Annotated in this window: 20 protein-coding genes; 4 read left to right on the top strand and 16 right to left on the bottom strand. The window is 53.3% G+C overall.

Annotation, left to right across the window (positions count from 1 at the left end; genetic code table 11):
- Positions 1-48 precede the first annotated feature (48 nt).
- From H7847_RS02175 to H7847_RS02160, 4 genes are all read right to left on the bottom strand, one after another.
- Positions 49-975, bottom strand: a complete 927-nt coding sequence (locus H7847_RS02175) for a tyrosine-type recombinase/integrase (protein ID WP_227267726.1) — start codon at positions 973-975, stop codon at positions 49-51.
- A 403-nt stretch (positions 976-1,378) separates the two neighbouring features.
- Positions 1,379-2,026, bottom strand: a complete 648-nt coding sequence (locus H7847_RS02170) for a hypothetical protein (protein ID WP_227267725.1) — start codon at positions 2,024-2,026, stop codon at positions 1,379-1,381.
- 64 nt (positions 2,027-2,090) lie between these two features.
- The gene (locus H7847_RS02165) at positions 2,091-2,918 is read right to left on the bottom strand and encodes a UbiA family prenyltransferase (RefSeq protein WP_227267769.1); all 828 of its coding nucleotides are present in this window, start codon (positions 2,916-2,918) and stop codon (positions 2,091-2,093) included.
- 22 nt (positions 2,919-2,940) lie between these two features.
- A complete protein-coding gene (locus tag H7847_RS02160) occupies positions 2,941-4,125 on the bottom strand; it encodes a glycosyltransferase (protein WP_227267724.1) in 1,185 nt (394 codons plus the stop codon).
- Positions 4,126-4,396: 271 nt separating this feature from the next.
- Here H7847_RS02160 and H7847_RS02155 point away from each other — a divergent pair, with 271 nt between their 5' ends.
- Entirely contained in the window at positions 4,397-4,927 is a 531-nt protein-coding gene (locus H7847_RS02155) for a phosphatase PAP2 family protein (RefSeq protein ID WP_227267723.1), read from the top strand.
- Positions 4,928-5,087: 160 nt separating this feature from the next.
- On the opposite strand, the gene H7847_RS02150 is transcribed toward H7847_RS02155, so the two are convergent.
- From H7847_RS02150 to H7847_RS02140, 3 genes are all read right to left on the bottom strand, one after another.
- Entirely contained in the window at positions 5,088-5,648 is a 561-nt protein-coding gene (locus H7847_RS02150; RefSeq protein WP_227267722.1) for an ImmA/IrrE family metallo-endopeptidase, read from the bottom strand.
- Positions 5,649-5,652: 4 nt separating this feature from the next.
- Complete coding sequence (locus H7847_RS02145) at positions 5,653-5,988, bottom strand: helix-turn-helix domain-containing protein (protein WP_227267721.1); 336 nt, start codon at positions 5,986-5,988, stop codon at positions 5,653-5,655.
- A gap of 66 nt (positions 5,989-6,054) precedes the next feature.
- Positions 6,055-6,387 (bottom strand): hypothetical protein, encoded by a 333-nt coding sequence (locus H7847_RS02140; protein WP_227267720.1) that lies wholly within the window; start codon positions 6,385-6,387, stop codon positions 6,055-6,057.
- A gap of 351 nt (positions 6,388-6,738) precedes the next feature.
- Here H7847_RS02140 and H7847_RS02135 point away from each other — a divergent pair, with 351 nt between their 5' ends.
- Together H7847_RS02135 and H7847_RS02130 are read left to right on the top strand one after the other, a co-directional pair.
- The gene (locus H7847_RS02135) at positions 6,739-7,221 is read left to right on the top strand and encodes a toll/interleukin-1 receptor domain-containing protein (protein WP_227267719.1); all 483 of its coding nucleotides are present in this window, start codon (positions 6,739-6,741) and stop codon (positions 7,219-7,221) included.
- Positions 7,222-7,294: 73 nt separating this feature from the next.
- Positions 7,295-8,758: a phospholipase effector Tle1 domain-containing protein gene (locus tag H7847_RS02130; RefSeq protein ID WP_227267718.1), complete on the top strand. Its 1,464-nt coding sequence runs from the start codon at positions 7,295-7,297 to the stop codon at positions 8,756-8,758.
- A 100-nt stretch (positions 8,759-8,858) separates the two neighbouring features.
- On the opposite strand, the gene H7847_RS02125 is transcribed toward H7847_RS02130, so the two are convergent.
- The 3 genes from H7847_RS02125 to H7847_RS02115 form a co-directional block, all read right to left on the bottom strand.
- A complete protein-coding gene (locus H7847_RS02125; RefSeq protein ID WP_227267768.1) occupies positions 8,859-10,316 on the bottom strand; it encodes a deoxyribodipyrimidine photo-lyase in 1,458 nt (485 codons plus the stop codon).
- Positions 10,309-11,796, bottom strand: a complete 1,488-nt coding sequence (locus tag H7847_RS02120) for a cryptochrome/deoxyribodipyrimidine photo-lyase family protein (protein ID WP_227267767.1) — start codon at positions 11,794-11,796, stop codon at positions 10,309-10,311. The genes H7847_RS02125 and H7847_RS02120 overlap by 8 nt, the downstream gene beginning before the upstream one ends.
- 228 nt (positions 11,797-12,024) lie before the next feature.
- A complete protein-coding gene (locus tag H7847_RS02115; RefSeq protein WP_227267717.1) occupies positions 12,025-13,380 on the bottom strand; it encodes a Y-family DNA polymerase in 1,356 nt (451 codons plus the stop codon).
- A gap of 295 nt (positions 13,381-13,675) precedes the next feature.
- Between H7847_RS02115 and H7847_RS02110 the strand changes: the two genes are divergently transcribed.
- On the top strand, positions 13,676-14,155 hold the full coding sequence (locus H7847_RS02110; protein ID WP_227267716.1) for an MgtC/SapB family protein: 480 nt from the start codon (positions 13,676-13,678) through the stop codon (positions 14,153-14,155).
- Between the two features lie 32 nt (positions 14,156-14,187).
- Here H7847_RS02110 and H7847_RS02105 read toward each other — a convergent pair whose 3' ends face one another.
- The 6 genes from H7847_RS02105 to H7847_RS02080 all read right to left on the bottom strand — a co-directional run bounded on the left by H7847_RS02105 (position 14,188) and on the right by H7847_RS02080 (position 19,172).
- Positions 14,188-15,942: an FAD/NAD(P)-binding protein gene (locus tag H7847_RS02105; protein WP_227267715.1), complete on the bottom strand. Its 1,755-nt coding sequence runs from the start codon at positions 15,940-15,942 to the stop codon at positions 14,188-14,190.
- 319 nt (positions 15,943-16,261) lie between these two features.
- On the bottom strand, positions 16,262-16,459 hold the full coding sequence (locus H7847_RS02100) for a CsbD family protein (protein WP_227267714.1): 198 nt from the start codon (positions 16,457-16,459) through the stop codon (positions 16,262-16,264).
- A gap of 400 nt (positions 16,460-16,859) precedes the next feature.
- Positions 16,860-17,744: a Crp/Fnr family transcriptional regulator gene (locus tag H7847_RS02095; RefSeq protein ID WP_227267713.1), complete on the bottom strand. Its 885-nt coding sequence runs from the start codon at positions 17,742-17,744 to the stop codon at positions 16,860-16,862.
- 305 nt (positions 17,745-18,049) lie between these two features.
- Positions 18,050-18,265, bottom strand: a complete 216-nt coding sequence (locus H7847_RS02090; RefSeq protein ID WP_227267712.1) for a DUF1127 domain-containing protein — start codon at positions 18,263-18,265, stop codon at positions 18,050-18,052.
- 411 nt (positions 18,266-18,676) lie between these two features.
- Positions 18,677-18,949, bottom strand: coding sequence for a hypothetical protein (locus H7847_RS02085; protein ID WP_227267711.1), 273 nt, complete (start codon positions 18,947-18,949; stop codon positions 18,677-18,679).
- A 40-nt stretch (positions 18,950-18,989) separates the two neighbouring features.
- The gene (locus H7847_RS02080; protein ID WP_227267766.1) at positions 18,990-19,172 is read right to left on the bottom strand and encodes a CsbD family protein; all 183 of its coding nucleotides are present in this window, start codon (positions 19,170-19,172) and stop codon (positions 18,990-18,992) included.
- Between the last annotated feature and the right edge of the window lie 240 nt (positions 19,173-19,412).

Here is a 19,412-nt window from a genome sequence, read left to right as displayed (position 1 = left end):
TCAGTTTGCCTGGAATTGGCATCCGCAGCGAATGACTGTTTTCCTCGCTTAATGTTTGAGAGCATTGAGAATGTCGGCGCGCGCCAAAGCCCGTTTCAGAGCATGGTTTGAGACCCTCACATAGATTTCAGTGGTCCTGAGGTTGGCATGCCCGAGCAGCGCCTGCACCATTCGGATGTCGGTGCCTTCCTCGATTAGCAGTGTTGCAGCTGAATGGCGGAACCGGTGCGGTGTCAGGTGGGGTGCGATCCCCAATCGATGGGACAGAACCCGCAACCGTTTCCGGAAGGTTTGCGATCGGAGCCGACGGCCAACAGCGTTCAGGAATAACGGCGAATCTAAAGAGCCATGCTTAGTGCGAACAATGCAGTATTGTCGAAACGCGCTTTGCAGCTCCTCGTCGGGAACAAAGACCATCCGCTCCTTGTTGCCTTTGCCGCGTACGATCATTTGGGAGGCGTCGGTGGAGACATCGCGGATCTTCAGGTTCGTGAGTTCGCCGATCCGAAGCCCAGTAACGATCAGAAGCTTGATCATCAGGATTGTGACCTCTTGCATCACGCAGGAGTTCGGGCGGCTTTGCAGCGCAAAATTCATTTCGTTTTCTGTCCGCAAAATTGCTTTGAGTGTGTCCCGGTCGATCGGGCGTGGAAGGCGCCGTGGAATGCGGATCGAGATGCGAACGCCCATGAAAGGTGAGGGAAGGGCGCTGTTCCGATCTGCGCGCCAAGCAAAGTACGACTTAAGGGTTACCAGCCGACGCTCGATGGTCGCAGGTTTGGCGCATAGCTCATCGCGCAGATGGCGGTGGTAGGCGAGGATGTCGTCTTTCGAAAGCGGATCGGTGAGGTGGTGTTTCCTCTTGAAACTAGCGAAGGTGCGCAGATCCTGAGCATAGGCTCGCAGTGTGTGATGTCCGACGCCGCGTTCATCGCGGCATGAATTGACGAAGGCTCTGTAATCGAGGTGGGGCATTGGCGACTCCTGTTGCGATGCCCCGGCAGATCATCATGGTATTCTGGATCGGCGAAATCGGTCCCAGGCCACGGCAACGAAAATGGCTGTGCCAATCGCTCTGAGCCCTAGAAAGCAGTATCAGAGGCAAAGCCCGGTCCGTGTCCAATGCTGCAGATCTGGCCAACGTAAGCTATGTTCCGAGCTTCCACACAAGTGGCGGTTTGGCTCGCACCGACACTTTGTGTCTGGCTGGGGCAGATGTTGAAAGCAAAGGGGAATATGAAGCTTGGTGCAGGTGGTCATTGGCCTCTCGAACCTAAAAGGAAACGCAGAAGATTTTCCCAATCTGGTAAACGCCCAAGAAACGTAGGGCACCAAACTCCACCAAGGTTTTCATCGTCCGATTGCCATGGCTAAGGGCCTATCTCGAAGTCAACCTCAAATACGCTTGGCCGACTCTAATGCGCATTGTTATCGTGAATATGTATAGCAAGACACCAATACAAAGAATTGCATATTGCCCAACGATACTCCACTTGAGCGTTGCCCATGAAGAGATGAAAGCTTTGTCGACACTTGCAAAAGTTGTCGCAAACAGAACAAAAAATATGACGGGGATCAGATAGTGGAAGGCGAATTCTTGACCTACTAAGGGCATGATCCCGTGCCGACCGAGAAGATTCTGTCTTTCCTCGTGAAGGTAGCGGTCTGCGCCCAGCAGGGAGATAGTTCCCGTCAGTCGCCGGATCTCAGGTGCGACCACATGATTTATGTACCGAGCATGATGAATTATCATCAAGTCATGGGTGTTGTGTGCTGACGAGAATAGCAAAAAAACGAAAGGTGTCAGTAGAAGAACATACCTAACAAACGCGGAGGCCTGGAGTTGCAAGAAGGTGTCATCAAAGAACTGGCTGCTTGCTGCGGCGACTACGCCGATAGCGGCGATTTGGTAGTTTGTCAGATTCTGCTGAAACCCTAATCTCAACTTTATTTCACCTGAGGACTGTCGATACTCCTCTAGAAGGATGTCTACGATCTTTTCTTCCGCTGGTGTCAGTTGGTCCATACTGTTATTTCCTCAAACGTGGCAAGTTCACTAGAAGAGTGTCGGAGCATTTTGACTAAGAAGTTCAAGCGACCTTGTCCCAGACTAGAACTATACCCATAGCGAGTGAGCAGTATTGGCTCCAACGCTCGAAAGCAATTCGTCGGTGGTCTTTATGGTTCCCAAGTAGATAGTAGCCAAGGAACGCGCCCACTAGTGCCACCAGACTTACCGCTGCGAGTGGTGAAACTTTGAAGGCCAACATGCATAAAATTCCTAACGCCAAGCAGGCCGAGAGATAGTGCACAAGGGCCTCGTATTTTCTTAAGTCGAAAAGGCTCAACAGATTCTGTAATCCTGCTTCACGATCTGCATCATAATCCCTAATCTCATTATTTAAGTCACTTAAGCATGATATCATAAAAAATGCCCCGCCAAGAACAATGGCCCATGGATCACCTATCTGGCCGTCAACAGCGAATAGTGCCACCCAAAACTGAAGAGTACCAATAAAGAAGCCATGAGACACAACATCTAAAACGGGGATAGCCTTTAGCCTTACAAATCTCCAAGAGTACAAAAACGCCAGAGAAATGCCGATAAGGTTTGCCAGGAATGCTTTCCATCCAAGAGCTGCTGAAGCGGTCATAGAAGCGAGAAGACAGAACACACAGATTAGAATAGCACTCCTGAGGCTGAGCCGACCTGCGGTCAATGGGTTTCGAGTGCATCCCCTGAGGCTCTTTCGATCATCTTCAATGTCTTGGAGGTCATTGAACGCGAACGCAAAGGCGAGGCAACCAATGTTCGAAATCAGTAGTAGCAGTAAAATGGACAAAGAGGAGTTTGACCCTAGCACGTAGCCAACGCTCGTACAGAAGATGCAGACGCCGATGTATTCGTGGGGTCTCACGAGTTCGATGGCCGCGTATGCGCTATTTCCTAAGGTTATTCGTGGCACGCGAGACGAGCTCCTTTTTACTGTGTCCTCTTGTTACATTCAAGATTTTACTCTGTTTACCGAGATCAAAGTAGGTTCCGCGCCAGACGGCTTTACGCCTCAACACTGAAACCAATCCAACACCAAATATGATAAACTCCCTCATTGGCAGAAGAAACAAATGGGGTAGCCTGTAGGCTGGACGACAAAGAACTCGCGCACCGAGAAGTTCTAGAACCAACTTGATCAAATAGACGACTGGTACGACGTTGAAAAAAAGGCTTGGCTGAAATAGGGCTGCCAAAACGGCAAAGCAAAAGGGATTAAAAGCAATGTCACCTGCGAGTGCCGGCAGGCTGATAGAACCGCGCATGGCCAACCAGCGCAAATTTTTGCTAAGCAGGCTGCTAGCACTCAGTGTTTGGTTTATTGATGCGATCGAACTCAGTGGTAGAATGTCGACTTTCTTGTGCCCTCTACTGAATGCTTGCCCAAGCAAGTAGTCCTCGGCCAAAAATCCCGCAATTACTTCCTCCCCCTCCAAATCTTGAAATGTAGTTCGACGGAAGAATAAGCTCTTTCCCAATGTGCAGGGATGATGCGCGACGATTGACAGGAACACTATCGAAGGGATTAGATAGGTGTTCAGGTAAGAATTGTGGAATGCCGCGAAGATGTTCGTTTCACCGACCCCTATGGGCAGAGCGCAAAGAAGGTCGCTTTCCTTAGACAGAAAGTTTGAATGGATCACTCGCAGGGAATCTCGTTGAACCCGAATGCAAGCATCGGTTTGCCAGATCAAATCAAAGTTAGATGCAGCGATGCCCTCAATTATGTTGGCGGACTTCGGGTTGAGAGCTTCACTACCTGATGAACTCAGGAACCTAGTCGTGACGTCAGGAAATTCAGCCGAAATCGATCTGGCAACTTGAATGCCGGGTTCATTCAGTGAACCGGCAACAAAAAGGACTTCATGGTCGCCAATCGGCTCGACTTCGAGGATTGAACGTATGTTCTCTTCCAACCCTGCATCAACTCCGCAGATTGGCTTGATTATGGAAACTGAGTCGGCATGCTTCGGACCCGATTTGCTGGCTGGTCTCATTCGTCGAACTAACAAAGCTATACCTAAAAGATGCAGCGCTAACCCTATGAAAACAATAAAAAGAAGTGGGTTCACAAGTGTTTCCATAAGGCACAGTCACTCAATCAGTCAGTAAAATAGGCAGGCGTTTGGAAGGCAGACTGAGACTCACTAGTAACTCCACCTACTCCAGATTAACACTACAGGCCCGAGGGCTCTTGGCACGCCCCTCTTGCTAGTAAAGAATATCGTTGATTTAAGTTGAGGGTGCAGAGTGAGTCCAAGTGATCGGCTATTAGGCCTTATCATAGCTTGTTTCCTAATTTTTGTTGGGTATCAGATATACTTTTTCCCACAAAGATTAAGGGTGCGCCGGTACTATTCTCTGTTGATTGTCCTCGATCAACGCATTCGCTTTGAACCGGTTTGGGTTTGGATTTATACCGTTGCCTACTATCCGTTCATACTGTCGCTCGTTTTTATGGTGTCTAACTGGCGCGAGTACACCTACATAGCTTCCAGCTTTTTCTTCATGCTCGCACTTCAAGCCACAATAGCTATGATTTTCCCAGTAAAGACGCCGTTTGAATGGCGTGAATATCACCTTGAGACGATTTCGCGAAGACTACTTTCGGTCGTTCAGAGGATTGACCGTGGCGGGAACTGTTTCCCGTCGATGCATGTTTCGGTTGCGGTCCTTAGCGCAATGCACATGCACATGATTTGGGACGTGACGATCACAGTTTCTGCCGTTATCTGGCTGTTCCCAGCCTTGGTTTCGTTGTCAACCATATACACGAAACAGCATTTCGTGCTTGATGTTCCGGCAGGCGTTCTGCACGCCGTAGTATGCTTCGTTGCCTTCGACAATATCTTTCAGAAACTCACTGTGGCTTGAGAAGCATTGGCTAGAGTTGCCTCTGGCAGGCAACACATCCACCAAAACTTAGTACTAGGCGGTGTTGTGAAGCGCTTGTAGAGTAGCCTTGTCGCCTGGAGACTTCTTAATATGGACCTGTCGACATCGTGTATAGCGTGAGTTCAACCTCTAGCCACCGTTAGTACTGGCGTCGGAGTTGCCGATCGATACCCGTCATCCGAAGCCTCCAGGTTGCGAGCTGACTGCTTATGCCAAAGGCCTCAGCAATTTGGTCATCATCAAGTCCCCGCTTTCGCAAGGCCACCAAACCGTCGCGGGGTGCTAACATTGCGCCGGACAACCAATCTGCTTCGTCTTCGAGTTCTTTCGGATAGTCACTGAGAAGCAGAAGGCCATTTTCAAACTCGTCAACACGGCTTGGTTTATGCTTCAGCTCAAGATGTGCCCACTCATGCATGATCGTGTTGGCTTGCCTCGCAGCAGGGCGCGTGTTGTTGACAACAATGACCGTGCAGCCACCTTCCTTTATTGTAACGGCATCCCAGCTATCCGGATCAGAAACGGTCAACTGAGTAAGGTGCGACACATCTAGTTCAGGCACCTCTTGAGGTGTCCAAACAAGACACCCTTTAGACTGAACAAGTTCGATGGGGTCGATGGCGCTGTCATTGCGGATGCCAAGCCGATTTCGCGTCTCAAGTGACAATCGCTCGGCATGCGCCTTAAAGCCCCTGCGCATCTATTCAAAGTTCTTCCCGAGCGATGATGGCATTCTGCACGGCTACTATCATGGCTCCAAGCGCAGTTGCTGTATCAACTGATGTTGTATTTTTCTTGCGCATATGGACTGTTGGGGGCGGCCTGACCGAGCGATTTGCTTCGATGCCCAAGAATACAGCGGGGTCTTCTCCCAGCCACGCGCAGATCTTTGCAAAGGTTCCTAGGTCCGGAACATGCCCATTTTCAATCCGTGACAATGTAGCTGAACTAACGCCAATTTCTGCCGCTGCGGCCCTAACGCCACTAGGGCCACGATGCTCAACGATACGAGCGCCGAGCTTTTGAAGCTGAAGACTCATTCTTTCTCCCAGAAGATGCGTTGACTCGGTGGTGAATTCGTCTTAACTGTCCTACATGTGAGACAGTTAGTGTTTCGGTTTTGGTACGTCTCTCATGTAAGACAGTGAATCATGTGCATGCTTGTGCGTCAAGTCTGACGTCGGGTTTCGGTGATTTTGGGCAAGAAAATAAGCTCGAACTTCTCGAGCAGCAGTCAAAGCAAGGAGCATGGAAATGGCTACAAAACGAAACACAGAAGTTACCGGGAAGCGCGCTGCATCTGCAGCATCAAAGGTCTTGCGAAGCCGTACAGCCAGCAAAGCCGCCAAGAGCGCAGCCGGATCTGCATTGACGCAGGTACGCAGCAAAGGCAAGGCCAATGAAGTCACCAGCAAGAGGGCTGCAAGCGCTGCTTCCAAGACGCTTCGGAACCCCTATGCCTCAAAGGCAGCAAAGTCCGCCGCTGGGTCTGCTCTGACCCAACGTCCTGGTCGCAAGCGTTAAGAACTCACGCAAGGCACCGAAAACCCTAAGAAGTTGAGAGATAATAAATGGCAAGATGCACAGCCCCAGTGAATGGACACCGAACAGCGAGCGGCGCAGCAAACTGTCCGGCATGTAGCGGCGGCTATCGCGGATATAGATCGTACTCGTCGCCATTTCCATCTCGGACCTATTCTGGCTCAGGATATGTCAGTGGTGGTCGCAGTAGCGGTGGAGGTTCTAGTTCCGGTCGTAGTAAGCCGAGCTGGTCTCCGGCAGGATCGGCTGTGACGTACACCACGGCTGAGGTGCGAGCACTGACGCCGGTCCGCCGCAGTGTCGAGATACGAACTACTCCGCCAGATCCACGCGACGTATTTCTCTGCCATGCGTGGGAAGATCGAGGAGGGGCAGCCAAAGAGCTTCACGATTTGCTAGAGTCGCGGGATGTTTCAGTTTGGTTCAGCGAGAAGGATGTCCTTCTTGGTTCGACGTTGCTCCGAGAAATTGACAAGGGTTTAGCGAAATCGCGTGTTGGGGTCGTGCTGGTAACACCGGCGCTGTTGGAGCGTCTTCGCGGGGAAGGTATTGCCGACAAGGAACTGTCTGTTCTTCTAGCGACTGACTTACTCGTTCCTGTCGTACATGACACCACGTATGAAGCGCTTAGAGACGTTAGTCCGATGCTTGCTTCTCGTAGTGGTCTGAGTACCGCAGAAGGCGCCATGGCAGATGTAGCGGCGAAGCTAGCAGAGCTAATTAGCCTCTGAATCGATAGTTGGTCCAATGTTTGGGGCGTGTCAGCAAAAGTAAATCAGCGGTTAGTAAGGTAGGGATTACCAGATGCCAAAGAACATACTCATTTTTTCTGATGGCACTGGTCAGGTAGGGGGGCTGCGCCCCGACCAACGGCTTTCCAACGTCTATAAAATGTACCGTGCAATGCGGCCGGGCCCGTCCTCACCGATCAAGCCGCACGAGCAAGTCTGCTTTTATGACGCTGGACTCGGCGCCGGCGAAGTTGGCGGCCTCACTCTTCAGCGGGTCAGAAATGTGCTCTCAGCGGCGGTTGGGACCGGTATCGATGAAAACGTGATCGACTGTTACGAAAAGATCATTTCTTACTATGAGCCGGGAGATCGCATCCTCCTGTTCGGATTTTCGCGTGGTGCCTATACCGTCCGTGCGGTTACGAACGTTATGAACCTTTGCGGAGTCCCAACTACGATGCCGGATGGCACGTCGGTGCCGCGGCATGGACCGCGTCTGCGAAAAATCGCGAGCGACGCCGTCAATTACGTATACAATCATGGCAATGGGTTTCCGAGAGGCCAACAGCCCTATCTTGATCGACGGGAGGAGCTGGGTCGGCGGTTTCGGCGCAAGTATGGTAGCTTTGTTCCGGATGCGGAGAAGGACGTACAGGGTAATGTGCAGCCCACTTTCGTCGGTGTATTCGACACAGTTGCTGCATTAGGGAATGCCCTAGTCGGATTGGCCGCAGCGGGCGCGTTTGCTGCGCTTCTGGCCGCTGTTTCGTTTATGATTTATGCCTCTTGGCATTGGCTTCTGTGGACACCCCTGAGCATTCTGGCCCTATTCGTCCTCTACTGGTACGGCAAATTGCGGTGGTCGCAGTTCAAGTACTTCTCTCCTGATGAAGACAAGCCACTAAGGATCTCGAACATCCGAGATTGGCCGAAGATCTGGAAGTTCGGACATCGAGCTGTTTGGAATCGCCAAAACTACGACAAATGGCTGGATTCGGATGTTGGCTTTGCTCGTCACGCCTTGGCAATTGATGAGCAGCGGAGGGATTTTCCGCGTGTAAAATGGGCCATGCATGCTGAGGAAAAGAAAAACGCCGGTAAAAAACCTCAGTGGTTGAAGCAGGTTTGGTTCGCGGGATGCCATAGCGACATTGGGGGAAGTTATCTCGAACCGGAATCAAGGCTGAGTGACATCTCCCTGGAATGGATGGTCAAAGAGGTACGTGACTGCGTGCCAGAGGTTTTGATCAATGATGACCAACTTGTGACCTCGCCTGACCCAATGGGAATGCAGCACGAAGAAAGCTTCATGTTCCAGCTTGGCCCGATCAAGAAACGGTGGCCAGCAAAGCCGCGGTTGGTGGATCCAGGTTTCCCACTTCATCCTTCGGTACTACAGCGTCTAAAAGCTGAATCGGTTTCGCACTTGGGGGAGATGAAACCGTATCGGCCCGAGCAGTTAAGGGACCACATTGAGGCGCGCGAATTCTATGAAGAATGCCAAGCAGCAGCTTCGGGGTCGTCGCCTTTAGGCTAGCGATAAGATGGCCTTGGTTTGAAATCCGCCGCCTGGACCGGTAACGATAATGGGACCCAATATTCGTTCAGACTGAAAATTTGCTTTGGTTCGCCAGGCTTCACAACAAGTCTTCGGGCATGCCTTGCGGCACATTAATGTGTGGCGTTGCACGTGAAGCCCAATCTGCCAGCCATTCTGCAGCTCCGTCACGCTTGCGGATGGTACGGTCCGACTTCGGCGGCACCCAGCCGTAGATCGATTGCTCGCGCCACGCAGGCTTCGACATGCCGAACACCCATCTCATGTTGCCATAGGTTGCTGGATCTCGGCCATCAAGGGAAAGGCGATCGTTAAGGTAGGAAGCCGTTTTCCAAGCGGTCTGCGGATCCTTCGTCAATTTGATCAGCTGTTTGCCCCAATACATGCGGAGATTGTTGTGCATGTAGCCGGTGACGAGCCATTGGCGCTGAGCAGCGTTCCAGGTTTCGTCTTCCGTCCGCCCGTGCACAAGATCATCCAGTGAATACAGAACGAGTCGTGGATCATCAGTGTGTTCGATTAGCGAACGCCGTGGACGCTCGGGTACGGTTTCAAAGCTGTCGGGGCGCTCTTCGCGATACGCTAAGTAGTGGAAGTATTCTCGCCATGTCAGCAGCTCATCGAGGTACTTCCACTTCGCGTTGGCAGGGACATCTGCGGCCCGGATAGCTTCTGTGATTTTCCGTGGCCCGATCAGTCCGAAATGCAAGTAAGGTGACAGGCGTGAGACGCCGTCTTCTTCCGCAGGGTTATTGCGTCGATAGGGATAAGACTTCAGCGCGGTATCGACAAATTCGTTTAGCGTCGCATCTGCGGCCGCGGCCGTTGGCGGAAATTCGGGGCAGGGGGGTAACGAGTGGTCAATCGCACAACTCGCGATGATCTCCGACAACTCGGCATCAGACTTGCTGCCCAAGGCTTCATCTTCGAAACAAAGATGGCCATCGAACTGCGGAACCGACGGTTCAAAATCTCGCGCATGCTCCTCGTATCTGGTACGTAAAGCGCCACTCGCTTTGCGGAATGCTGGCGTGGTCGTGAGTCCATCGGGTAAGACGCGAGTTGGGACGAGCCGCGCGGTATCAACAGCGACCACTGGAACTTTCGAGCGCTTCGCAAAACGATCGGCCTGTTCACGTGCGACAAAGACAGGGTGGTCGTCGGTCAGAACCGCAGCCGCACTTTCAGCCAGACGGTAAACTAAACCCTTCTCACGCCGCCCTTTCCGCTCGACGTAGTTGACGCTCCGCACTCCGCGCTGCTCACACCCCTGTTGCAGATCGCGACTGGCGCCAAGCAAAAACGCATGAAGCCGGTCGGACGCGCAAGGGTAGTCTTCGCGGACCCCGTGATATACGAGCACAGGAAGGCCAAGCGCGTTGCCAAGCTCGATTGCCGCGTCCAATGCCGGATTGTCCCACGCACGCAGCGTTTGTTGCAGCCAACAGAGCACATAGGCGGTTTCGTCTGACTTCTGTAGCTGCGCGGCGTTGAGCGGGCGGATGCGATCGGCGATGTCGGGTGACCACTTATGCATTTCTGGCAGCCTTCGCTTTCTTGCGCGGTTGTCGAAGCTCTCGCGGCTTGCGGCTTCCGTGCTTCTTAAACACCGCTTCGGATTCCTGCCGAGCTTCATCGGTTCGACGGAGCGCATAGATCCGCTTTTTTGCTTCACGCGCTGTTTCCTGATGGTCTACTATTGGCTTTGGATAAGCGGCAGGCGGCTGGTCCAGCGTCCAGGGTTCCTGCAGCGCCTTGCCCTCAAGGCTCGCAAGCTCGGGCACCCAATGGCGCGTAAAATCGCCGGTTGGGTCCTGATCATAACCTTGCTTGACGGGTGAATAGACACGCACGGCGTTGATACCCGTTTCGCCCGCCTGCATCTGGCTTTGCGGCCAATGAATGCCAGGCTCATAATCGGTAAACAATCGGGCGAGAACTTCTCCGGACTGCTGCCATGGAAGCCACAGGTTGTAGGATGCAAATGACATGAGCATTGCGCGCATGCGGAAATTGATCCAGCCCGTAGCTTTGAGGTAGCGCATGCAAGCATCGACGAACGGGTACCCGGTCTGCCCGGTTGCGAAGGCATTCAATAACGCATCATCGTTGGGTATCGGGCGCAGCCCCTCATAGAGGCGTGCCATGGGAAGCCATTCAATCTCTGGCTCCGCTTCCAGCTTTTGCATGAAATGGCAGTGCCAGTGCAGCCGCCCGATGAAGGATTTCATCGCACTTGGCCACGTTCCGCGTTCTGACTTCGGAAGGTGGGCGACCTCTTCTTGGCGAGCCAATGTTGCCTGGTAGACCTCGCGCATTGAGAGGCTTCCGGCGACAAAGTGAGCTGACAGTCTGGAACAGGCAGTCTCCCCTGTGACCGGACTCGACATGGCTTTTTGATAGGGCTCGCCACGATCATTTAGAAACGAGTATAACGTCTGCAGCGCAGCGGGACGGCCCGGTGCCTGTAGATCAACTATGCCGTCACGGTCCAATCCAAGATCGGCGGCTGTTGGTACCTGATCGCTGCCCTGGGCTACCCATGAGATTTGCGATGGCACAGGCAACAGCGGCTCGGACATCATCTTGTCCCAGCTCTTTGCCCATTTGTTTCGATCCAGAGACTGTCCGCGCCAAACGCCATATTGTTGAAACTCGTCAAAGACGATGCCTCGGTCGAGGCACCAGCCTCTGACGGCCTTATCGCGCTCACACGTCCAAGCGTTCCCGGTTTCCATATGAGCGACAAGCCGAAACTTGCCATGGGTCGCTAGAATGCTGTCTAACGCCTCTTGAACCGAACCCAACATGACACAAAGCCTACCGCCGTGATCGGCGATGTCTTTCCTCAAGCTCTGAACCGCACCGCGTAGGAATTTCCATTGCCGGTAGCTCGTGTCAGGAAGAGCCCAATAGTTCGGCTCAGCGACATAAAGAGGGAGAACACAACCATTCTGCGCAGCATTGGCCAGTGCTGCGTGATCATTCATTCGAAGATCACGTTTGAACCAGACCACTGTCAGGGTTCTGTCGTCGAATGGTTGCGTATCACCGCGGGTTTGGAGTGTCACATCGCCAGCTTTCAGAGAGGATTACCTAGGAGAACGTTTTGGATTCAATTGTGTTCCGAGAGTGCGACCTTAGCGCTCTTTGGGCCCGTCCTAGCCAGCTTACTTATTAGTCTATGCGGCTGGTACGGGTTAACTCGAAGCCTATTGGTGCAAACTAAGCACGCAAGGCAGCATTTAAAATGAACAGAAATGCGTGGCTTCGTCCGGGACTGGAGCGCTATTGAAGTCCGCGCGCTCTGGTATGCGCCCAAACGCAATCTTCGCGCCAAGATATCCGCCCGGCACAGTCGCTTTTGGTCCCAAAGAAATGGCGCCGAGGCCAAATTCCGAACGCAACCGGTCCATTACGTCGCTCACCTGTTCCCAGCGTCTGCGATCGCATGTCGATTTGGGAGGGCCAGCATTGGATGCTTCAAGATCGAAGAGATCGCCTGTCATCGCTTCGGTGTCCAGCAGCCCGTGCAGCATAACGCTGACGGATCGCGGCTTGAATATCCTCTGACGTGTGGCATTCATCAAACCTTCGGCCAGCGCCTTCTGGAATGTACGGTCATCTCGGGAGGGTGCGACGCACAATTCCTGATGCCAGCGCAGGTCGTCCTTGCGTGAGCCGGAGGCACCGCGATAGCCGCCTCCGCGAAACCCGAGCGTCAGTTTGGTTGCCGAGAGTTCCGTCCGTCGAAGGCGACGGGCGGCACCGAAACAGAGCTGTCGGGCGCAGATCGCGACTTTCTCTTTGTCGCGCCAATCCGGCGGTAACATTCGACTGTGCCCAAACATGCGTTTCTTCGTAGCTGGCCGCTCACTATGGTACCCGTGCAATCCGTTCCAGAACCGCTCTCCTTCGACAGACCCCCAGATCGCGCGCGCTTGCTTCGGCGCAATCCGCCATAACGCTTCGAAGTTCTTAATTCCGCAGTTTTCCAAACGCTGCTGAATACCTGTCGAGATCCCTGGAAGTTTATGCAGCGGCAAATGTTTCAGCTTCGCCGGTAACTCAGCTGCGGTGATCAGGCTGAACCCGTCCGGCTTGTTCATCTCAGCGCCGATTTTCGCCAATAGCTCGGTCGAAGCCATGCCAATGGAGCAGGTCAAGACCTCGCTAAAGTTGCGGCTCAGTTCCCTCTTGATACGGTTGGCCAGATGAACACCCTGTGTCGCCTCACTTGGCAGCAGGGCGCACACCAACTCATCAATAGACCGAACATACGAGACGGGTAAGCAGCTGTTGATCACCTGTAGAATGCGGTCGTGCAATCGGACGTAAACGTCGTGTCGCGCGACGACGAAGATCATATCGGGTATTGCCACTCTCGCGTCCCTGATTGAGACGTTTGACTTCAGACCAAGTGCCTTGGCCTCTTTACTGATCGCGATGCACCCTGTGTTCGGGGAATCCAAAGGCACCACACCAACCGAGCGGCCTCGCAGGGCTGGGTTAAAATGCTGCTCGGCCGTCGCGAAGAAGCTGTCGAAGTCGAGGTAGAGCCGCTCTACACCGTTCGCCTTTCCTCGTGAGTGATCGTGCATTCTGGACTCCTGACAAGACGAGAACAATACAGGAACATAAAGGTGAGTCGCAAGTGCGGCCGATGTCGTTGGTCAGGTATGGCCAAAATTTGCCAGGCGTTGGGTGCACCGCGCGCGACAAGAACAATTTTGATGTTCACCTCTTAGCTTTGCAAAGCCCTTGCAAGACCGCATAGTTGTTCAGCGAATGCACTGGCGCTTTCTTGAACGTGGCGAGCTTTGCCCGCGGAATACGATACAACGGTTGGAAGGTTGCGACCTAACGCGGCCGGGAATACGAGAGAGCGGGTGAATAATGCCAGAATGGTTAAGCAATATCGGATTTCAATTCGAGCAGGCGGACTGGTTCATGCGACTGGTCTTTGCGCTCGTTGCCGGCGCAATTCTTGGTATAGACCGTGAAGTGCGACACCGCCGCATTGGCATACGGACGTACATGATGGTGTCGCTAGGCGCGGCGATGTTCACGATTGTCTCCGTCGAGATGGCGCAAGACATGACGGCCGCTGGGCTATCTGCGGACCCGACGCGTGTCATTCAAGGATTGATTGGGGGCCTCGGTTTTCTGGGTGCCGGTGCAATTATTCAGGGCGACAAGCGCGTCGGCGGAATGGTGACTGCTGCAAGTCTCTGGGTCGCGGGCGCGATTGGACTGGCAGCGGGCATGGGATACGGTCTGTTTTCAATTATCTGTGCGGCGTTGGCAGCAGGCTTGCTCGCCGTCAGCCGTGTGATGGAGCATCGCGGTGCCGATGACCGACCCGACCTAGACTGACGTCGCACGTCCTCAAAACGACATTACCGAAATCACAGAGCCTCTATAGGATTTATGGCCGCGCGTTTCGCAGCGCTACTTGCCCAGGCACGAGGCCTATCACCAAAGCATTCGAGAATGGCGTCCACACCTATGATGGTGCCTTTTGCTAACCGGCCCAGCACCGCAATGGGCAGAACACTTTCATTCTGTGAGATGACGTAACCATCTGCTGTCGTTGCCACGCCAAGTTCATCGTGGACAGGCGCGACAAGACCATCCTGCAACAGACCTTCGATCAGTGGAGATCGGACATCGGCAATTTTTGGCGCGTCCAGAACCGCGTTGACCATGACCTGCGCCGTGGTGTGGTCTTCGCCGCTGGTCAACACCCACCCGCGATCGGTGACAGTGATGCCCGGGTCGGCGAGATACTCCAGATCCAGCATGCCTGCTTCGTAGAGGGCAATAAGCTGCTGGAGGCTCTCCATCGGCGGTCCGAACGCATAGCGCTTCATGCTTTCGTCCGTAAAAATGATATCCGCCAGGACTTCGTCGCTGAGCGCGCTATGAGAAAGCGACCTGTAGATGGTAGGGTGACAGTGCCGCCAGACCTGACCGATGCAATAGTCTAAACTGACCGGCGCGCTTCCGTTGGCCATCTGGACGAGATTTTTCAACAAATCGATCGGTGGCTGACCAGTGTCCAGAAAACACTTATGGCCCTGCGCCGGATCCTCGATCCAGGCTTTAACTAGATGATGCAGGGCGTCGTTGTCCGACGGCGTGTCGTCTCGCTTATATTCAAGTCCTCGAAAGACGCCGATGATGACGGGTGTGATCGCATCTAGTAGAAACGCTTTTCCTTTTGCACGCGCCTGTAATTCTGGATCACTCAGTTCGCGGCCAAGCGCCTCCAAGACTTTTTCTGACGGCGCGAATTGCCGGTCCAGCTGTTCGGTAATGGGTTTCGGACCCATAGGCAGACCATCAAGGGAGAACGGAATGATGGTCGGGGCAACCTCTTTCGTTGGCGTGAACTTCAGCTCGCGCAACTTTTCGTCTCGCAGTGAGAACGAACCATGTGCATCGGCAATCGCACGGACGACATCGATCGTGGCAAGCCCGTATCCTCTAACGGCGACGGTCGTCTTTGTACGCCTCTTTGCTGCATCGACGATTGGACCAACCGGGTATGGCTCATCAAACAGGCAAACGGCATCCCTCGCTTCGATTTCGGCCTGCCAACTTTCAATCTGCGGGTCTTGTTGTGTCGGTTGGTGACCGACCGTCAAGAGGACCTGATCTGCGAAGAACTTGACGCCAGATCGGGCCGTTACACAGGCCCCTATCTCAGTAAGAGCTACCGCGTCGGCGCGTTCTTGGACCAGATTTGCAATACCGTGTTCAACAAGTGGATGAAGAAGGGTGGCAAACCTTTCATAAAGATAGGTGCCGACCGCGTTGCGCGGGGGATAGTGGTCAGAATTATCCTCTGAACGCGCGGCCGGGTTGGTCACGGCCCAGTCGTGATAGCTGGGAAAGCTCTTTATCACGGCGGTGCCGAGATTGATTTCGGGACGTGCGGGCAGCTCCAGAATGCGATCGTTGACGTTGCTCCAGTTGCTATCTGGCTGTGACAGGTCCCAGACAGGGCCATTTCCCAACTGTTCGGTCTCCTCGACGAGGAGGATTCGCACGGCTTTAACGGTATCTGCTCGGGACAGTTCTTGAGCAAAACGCTCCAAAGCATAATGTCCCCTTGGGCCAAGGCCGACAATGGCCAGATCAAAGTTCGATTTCGTCATATAATTTCCGTTCGGACACCGCCGTTCGGTGTGCTGCAGCAAGAAGTCGAACGCGATGGATCACGTCAGCCTAGGCATGTCATTTTGTGGGTAAGGATGACAGCGGCGTATAGCCGTTGACATATCAGAGGTTAGGGAAGAAAGCTCTACACGCTCCGAGATCGGCCCCACTACCGTGTATACCCAAGGTGGGTCATCAACCCTAAGCTAGGGTTCCTAATGATGAACCTAGCTTAGCGAGCCTATCTGAACCTTTCGGTTCTCTTTACGTGATTGGCGCCAACCAGAAACCTAGATCGTCTAGATGGCGCCAAATCGTTCAGTTCGAATTCAGGAAGTCATCGACCTCTTGTTTCGCTTCTTCTTTGGTCTTTCCGTATTTCGCCTGGATTTTACCCTCAAGCGCTTCACGGTCGCCATTCACTTCGGCGATCTCGTCATCGGTCAACTCGCCCCACTTGGCTTTGACATTGCCGGTCATCTCTTTCCATTTGCCTTCGACTTGATCCCAATTCATTGTAGTTCCTCTCAGATTGCATGCCGGGACGATGCGTCCAGGCTCGGTTTCAAACATATGGTGTGCCGACACCCATTTTGCCGACCTCGGTGCGATCTACCTTTAGGACAGATAATTCCAACCTATGGTTGTTAAATTCAGCGCGGCAGTACCCGGTAGTCTTCTTAATTTGTCGACGCTTTGCTTATTTGGCCAGCCAAGGAAGGTGCAAATTTGGCAAAAGCTAAACCAAGACAGCTTTGGCTCCGCTGTGACAGCTTTGGCCCCGCTGTATGTCGACCCAGGCGGGGTCTACAATGCCGCGACGATATCACACCCTGGGAGGTCGTCTTTCCGCGAATAAATCGCCTCCGATGCAGGCCAAAATTTAGCTAAGTCCGCATAGATGACCTCTGCTTAGTCAGACCAGCGCGAGTTCTGTATGCACGGACTTATCCCGAGGGGGTAGTTCTTCTGGAGGTTCGACACTGGGAAACCATGACGTATCCACATTTTCATAGGCATCGAGAAAGTCTATGTCTTTCTCCCACTGCTCTCGGGCGAGGAGCCGAAAATACGGACGGTCGATTTCTAACTCCCCTCGCTCTCTAAGTGCACGAAGCAGTTTATTGACGTAAATCGACGTAAGCCCAATGGCTTGACCGATCTCAACTTGACTCAAAGGTACGTGAAACCGGTCACCGGAACCTACGCCAGGCACTTTAAGTCGAGAGCGCAACTGGAGAAGAAAGAATTTCAAGTTGCTCTCAGCACTCATCGAGCGCATGCACGATCCGTGATGTCGAAAGGCTTGCAGATCGAGTGACACGAGCGCGAGTAATAACGCGTTGAGGCGGGGCAATCTGGACACGCGACTATAAAATGCGCGTCGCGAAAGTCGGCTGACGACACCCGATGTCTGCATGCTAATTTGGTGCTCCATCTGGGGAGTCCCGATCTCAGATAACCCAACAAATTCCCCGGGCAGAAAGACACGGAGGATTTGGTGCCCCGAGCTTTTGTTGTAGGATTTCAGGACCGCCCAGCCAGATTGGAGCACGACGATGTCGCCACCCTCACCGCGTTGGGATAACTTGTCGCCTTTTTCGATGGTCTCCGGATCGTCTTCAGAGCGATCGATGAAGTCCAGTTCTCCGCCAGTTAGCCTGACATATTTTGACAGGCGGTTTCTGACCGAGCTCGCCGCGTTCGCTTGCCGCCCTCTCGGAGCGGGGGGCACGAAATTTAACAGGCGAACACCGGATGAGCGCGACAAACGGTCGGGCGGCGTAAGGCCATAGGTCATGAGATTCCCTTCACTAGACTGACGCTATACGAGGCGTTTGGTTCCCAAATGTATCGAGTGAATGTCTTACGCTCAGCATACCATTCAGGGTTTGGACCCTGTTCGTCTGCAATGGTAAAAACGCTAGGTGAGCATCCTTCGGCGCGAAGGCAAACGTGAAACGCTGGAAGCGCTTCTCCACCAATGCGTGTAGCGAATGCTGATCTCAGTGTCAATAAAAGGGCGTGCGAGCTGCGGCATCGAGCTTGATCAAACGAAGTGCGTTTCACCAGAGAAATCTGGCTCGATGTAGAGTGCCACAGCCATTACATATCGGCAGCTTCCGCTGCAATTTGACCGATATCTCCGCGACTTAGGCCGATATCGACCAACTCTCGATCTGACATGGCTGATAGCTCTGCGAAGGTCTGATTATAAACAGCCCGCGTCCGGCGATTTTCTGCGATCTCGGAGCGAAGTCGCCAATAGACCTCTACTATGCGGTGCAAAGGATGTGATAGATGTAAGTTCTGGAACGTCATGTAAGATAGCCTTTCCGGCTGTGTGGACAGGAATGCCAATCCACGTGACTAATTGTTAGGGGTGTTTGTTCCGGCCGAGCCGAAGTCTGATTGAGGGGCGCAAACGCCAAGTGAGTGGTCAAACCACAGGCGTTTGGACCGCTCTTCTTCGGAGAAACATTGCGCCGAGTCGATGTGTGCCTGCGGTAAGCATCTGTGCGAACCATTCGCGGCGCATCGCGCGCGCTTCGGCGAGATACCTTTCGACATCAGCCTGTCTTGCTGTTGTGAAGGTCATTTGCGGGGTCATAACTTTATCTTTCGGTTGCACGGCATCTGCGCCGCACTCTTCAGGTGTGGTCGATGCACCCGAAGTACAAACCATAGGCGGTATGCGGGCAGAACATATCGACCAAACCTCACGACGACCGGTTAGTCCTCAGATGCAGACTTGAGCGCCGCGCCGATGGCCGTGTCTTCATCACCGTCAGCCACAGCATCTTCAATCTCGGCAGAACTGGAAGACTCGACCTCTGCGTGATCAGGATCGCCTTTCTCTCCCTTTTGGTTCTTGAGCTTATGATGCTGTTCAGACCCCTTAAGCTCGATCGGTGTGTCCTGGTCCATATCGATATCTTTGTCATGTGGCTTGCCAGTGTTTGTCATGTTCAATGCCTTAATCAAATCCATTATCCTGATGGCCATCCCAATCACCTCTCACACGGATGGGATGGCACACAGGTGATCAGTTCGCGTTTACGAAATCATCCACTTCCTTCTTGGCCTCTTCTTTCGTTTTGCCGTATTTGGCTTGGATTTTGCCTTCAAGCGCTTCGCGGTCACCGTCGACCTCAGCGATCTCGTCATCCGTCAACTCGCCCCACTTGGCTTTGACGTTGCCGGTCATCTTTTTCCAGTTACCTTGAATTTGGTCCCGTTCATTAGGTGTCCTTTCGGGTTAGAATGTCTGAAGTTCGTTTTGGTTACGCTTGGCCAAGCCTTCGTTGCCGCGTACACGCATTGTGCATGGCACCAGCGTTGAGAGGCAGGCAGGTCTAGCTCGTGCAAGAGCGGCTTAGCCTTCGTCACCGTGGCGGTCATTTGGCACTGAGGCCAGTCCCGGGGCGCGGCAAACTTTCCAAACACTAAACGAGAACAGCTTTTGCGG

The organism is Roseobacter weihaiensis, assembly GCF_020622345.1.
GTDB classification, from domain to species: domain Bacteria; phylum Pseudomonadota; class Alphaproteobacteria; order Rhodobacterales; family Rhodobacteraceae; genus Roseobacter; species Roseobacter weihaiensis.
Note: the sequence above shows the minus strand (reverse complement) of the source record. Positions and strands in the feature narration are given on the sequence as shown.

Excerpts from the sequence above, each read along its gene's own strand:
- H7847_RS02175 (WP_227267726.1), bottom strand. The coding sequence starts at position 975 with ATGCCCCACCTCGATTACAGAGCCTTCGTCAATTCATGCCGCGATGAA.
- H7847_RS02170 (WP_227267725.1), bottom strand. The coding sequence starts at position 2,026 with ATGGACCAACTGACACCAGCGGAAGAAAAGATCGTAGACATCCTTCTA.
- H7847_RS02150 (WP_227267722.1), bottom strand. The coding sequence starts at position 5,648 with ATGCGCAGGGGCTTTAAGGCGCATGCCGAGCGATTGTCACTTGAGACG.
- H7847_RS02145 (WP_227267721.1), bottom strand. The coding sequence starts at position 5,988 with ATGAGTCTTCAGCTTCAAAAGCTCGGCGCTCGTATCGTTGAGCATCGT.
- H7847_RS02130 (WP_227267718.1), top strand. The coding sequence starts at position 7,295 with ATGCCAAAGAACATACTCATTTTTTCTGATGGCACTGGTCAGGTAGGG.
- H7847_RS02125 (WP_227267768.1), bottom strand. The coding sequence starts at position 10,316 with ATGCATAAGTGGTCACCCGACATCGCCGATCGCATCCGCCCGCTCAAC.
- H7847_RS02115 (WP_227267717.1), bottom strand. The coding sequence starts at position 13,380 with ATGCACGATCACTCACGAGGAAAGGCGAACGGTGTAGAGCGGCTCTAC.
- H7847_RS02110 (WP_227267716.1), top strand. The coding sequence starts at position 13,676 with ATGCCAGAATGGTTAAGCAATATCGGATTTCAATTCGAGCAGGCGGAC.
- H7847_RS02105 (WP_227267715.1), bottom strand. The coding sequence starts at position 15,942 with ATGACGAAATCGAACTTTGATCTGGCCATTGTCGGCCTTGGCCCAAGG.
- H7847_RS02100 (WP_227267714.1), bottom strand. The coding sequence starts at position 16,459 with ATGAATTGGGATCAAGTCGAAGGCAAATGGAAAGAGATGACCGGCAAT.
- H7847_RS02095 (WP_227267713.1), bottom strand. The coding sequence starts at position 17,744 with ATGACCTATGGCCTTACGCCGCCCGACCGTTTGTCGCGCTCATCCGGT.
- H7847_RS02090 (WP_227267712.1), bottom strand. The coding sequence starts at position 18,265 with ATGACGTTCCAGAACTTACATCTATCACATCCTTTGCACCGCATAGTA.
- H7847_RS02085 (WP_227267711.1), bottom strand. The coding sequence starts at position 18,949 with ATGGCCATCAGGATAATGGATTTGATTAAGGCATTGAACATGACAAAC.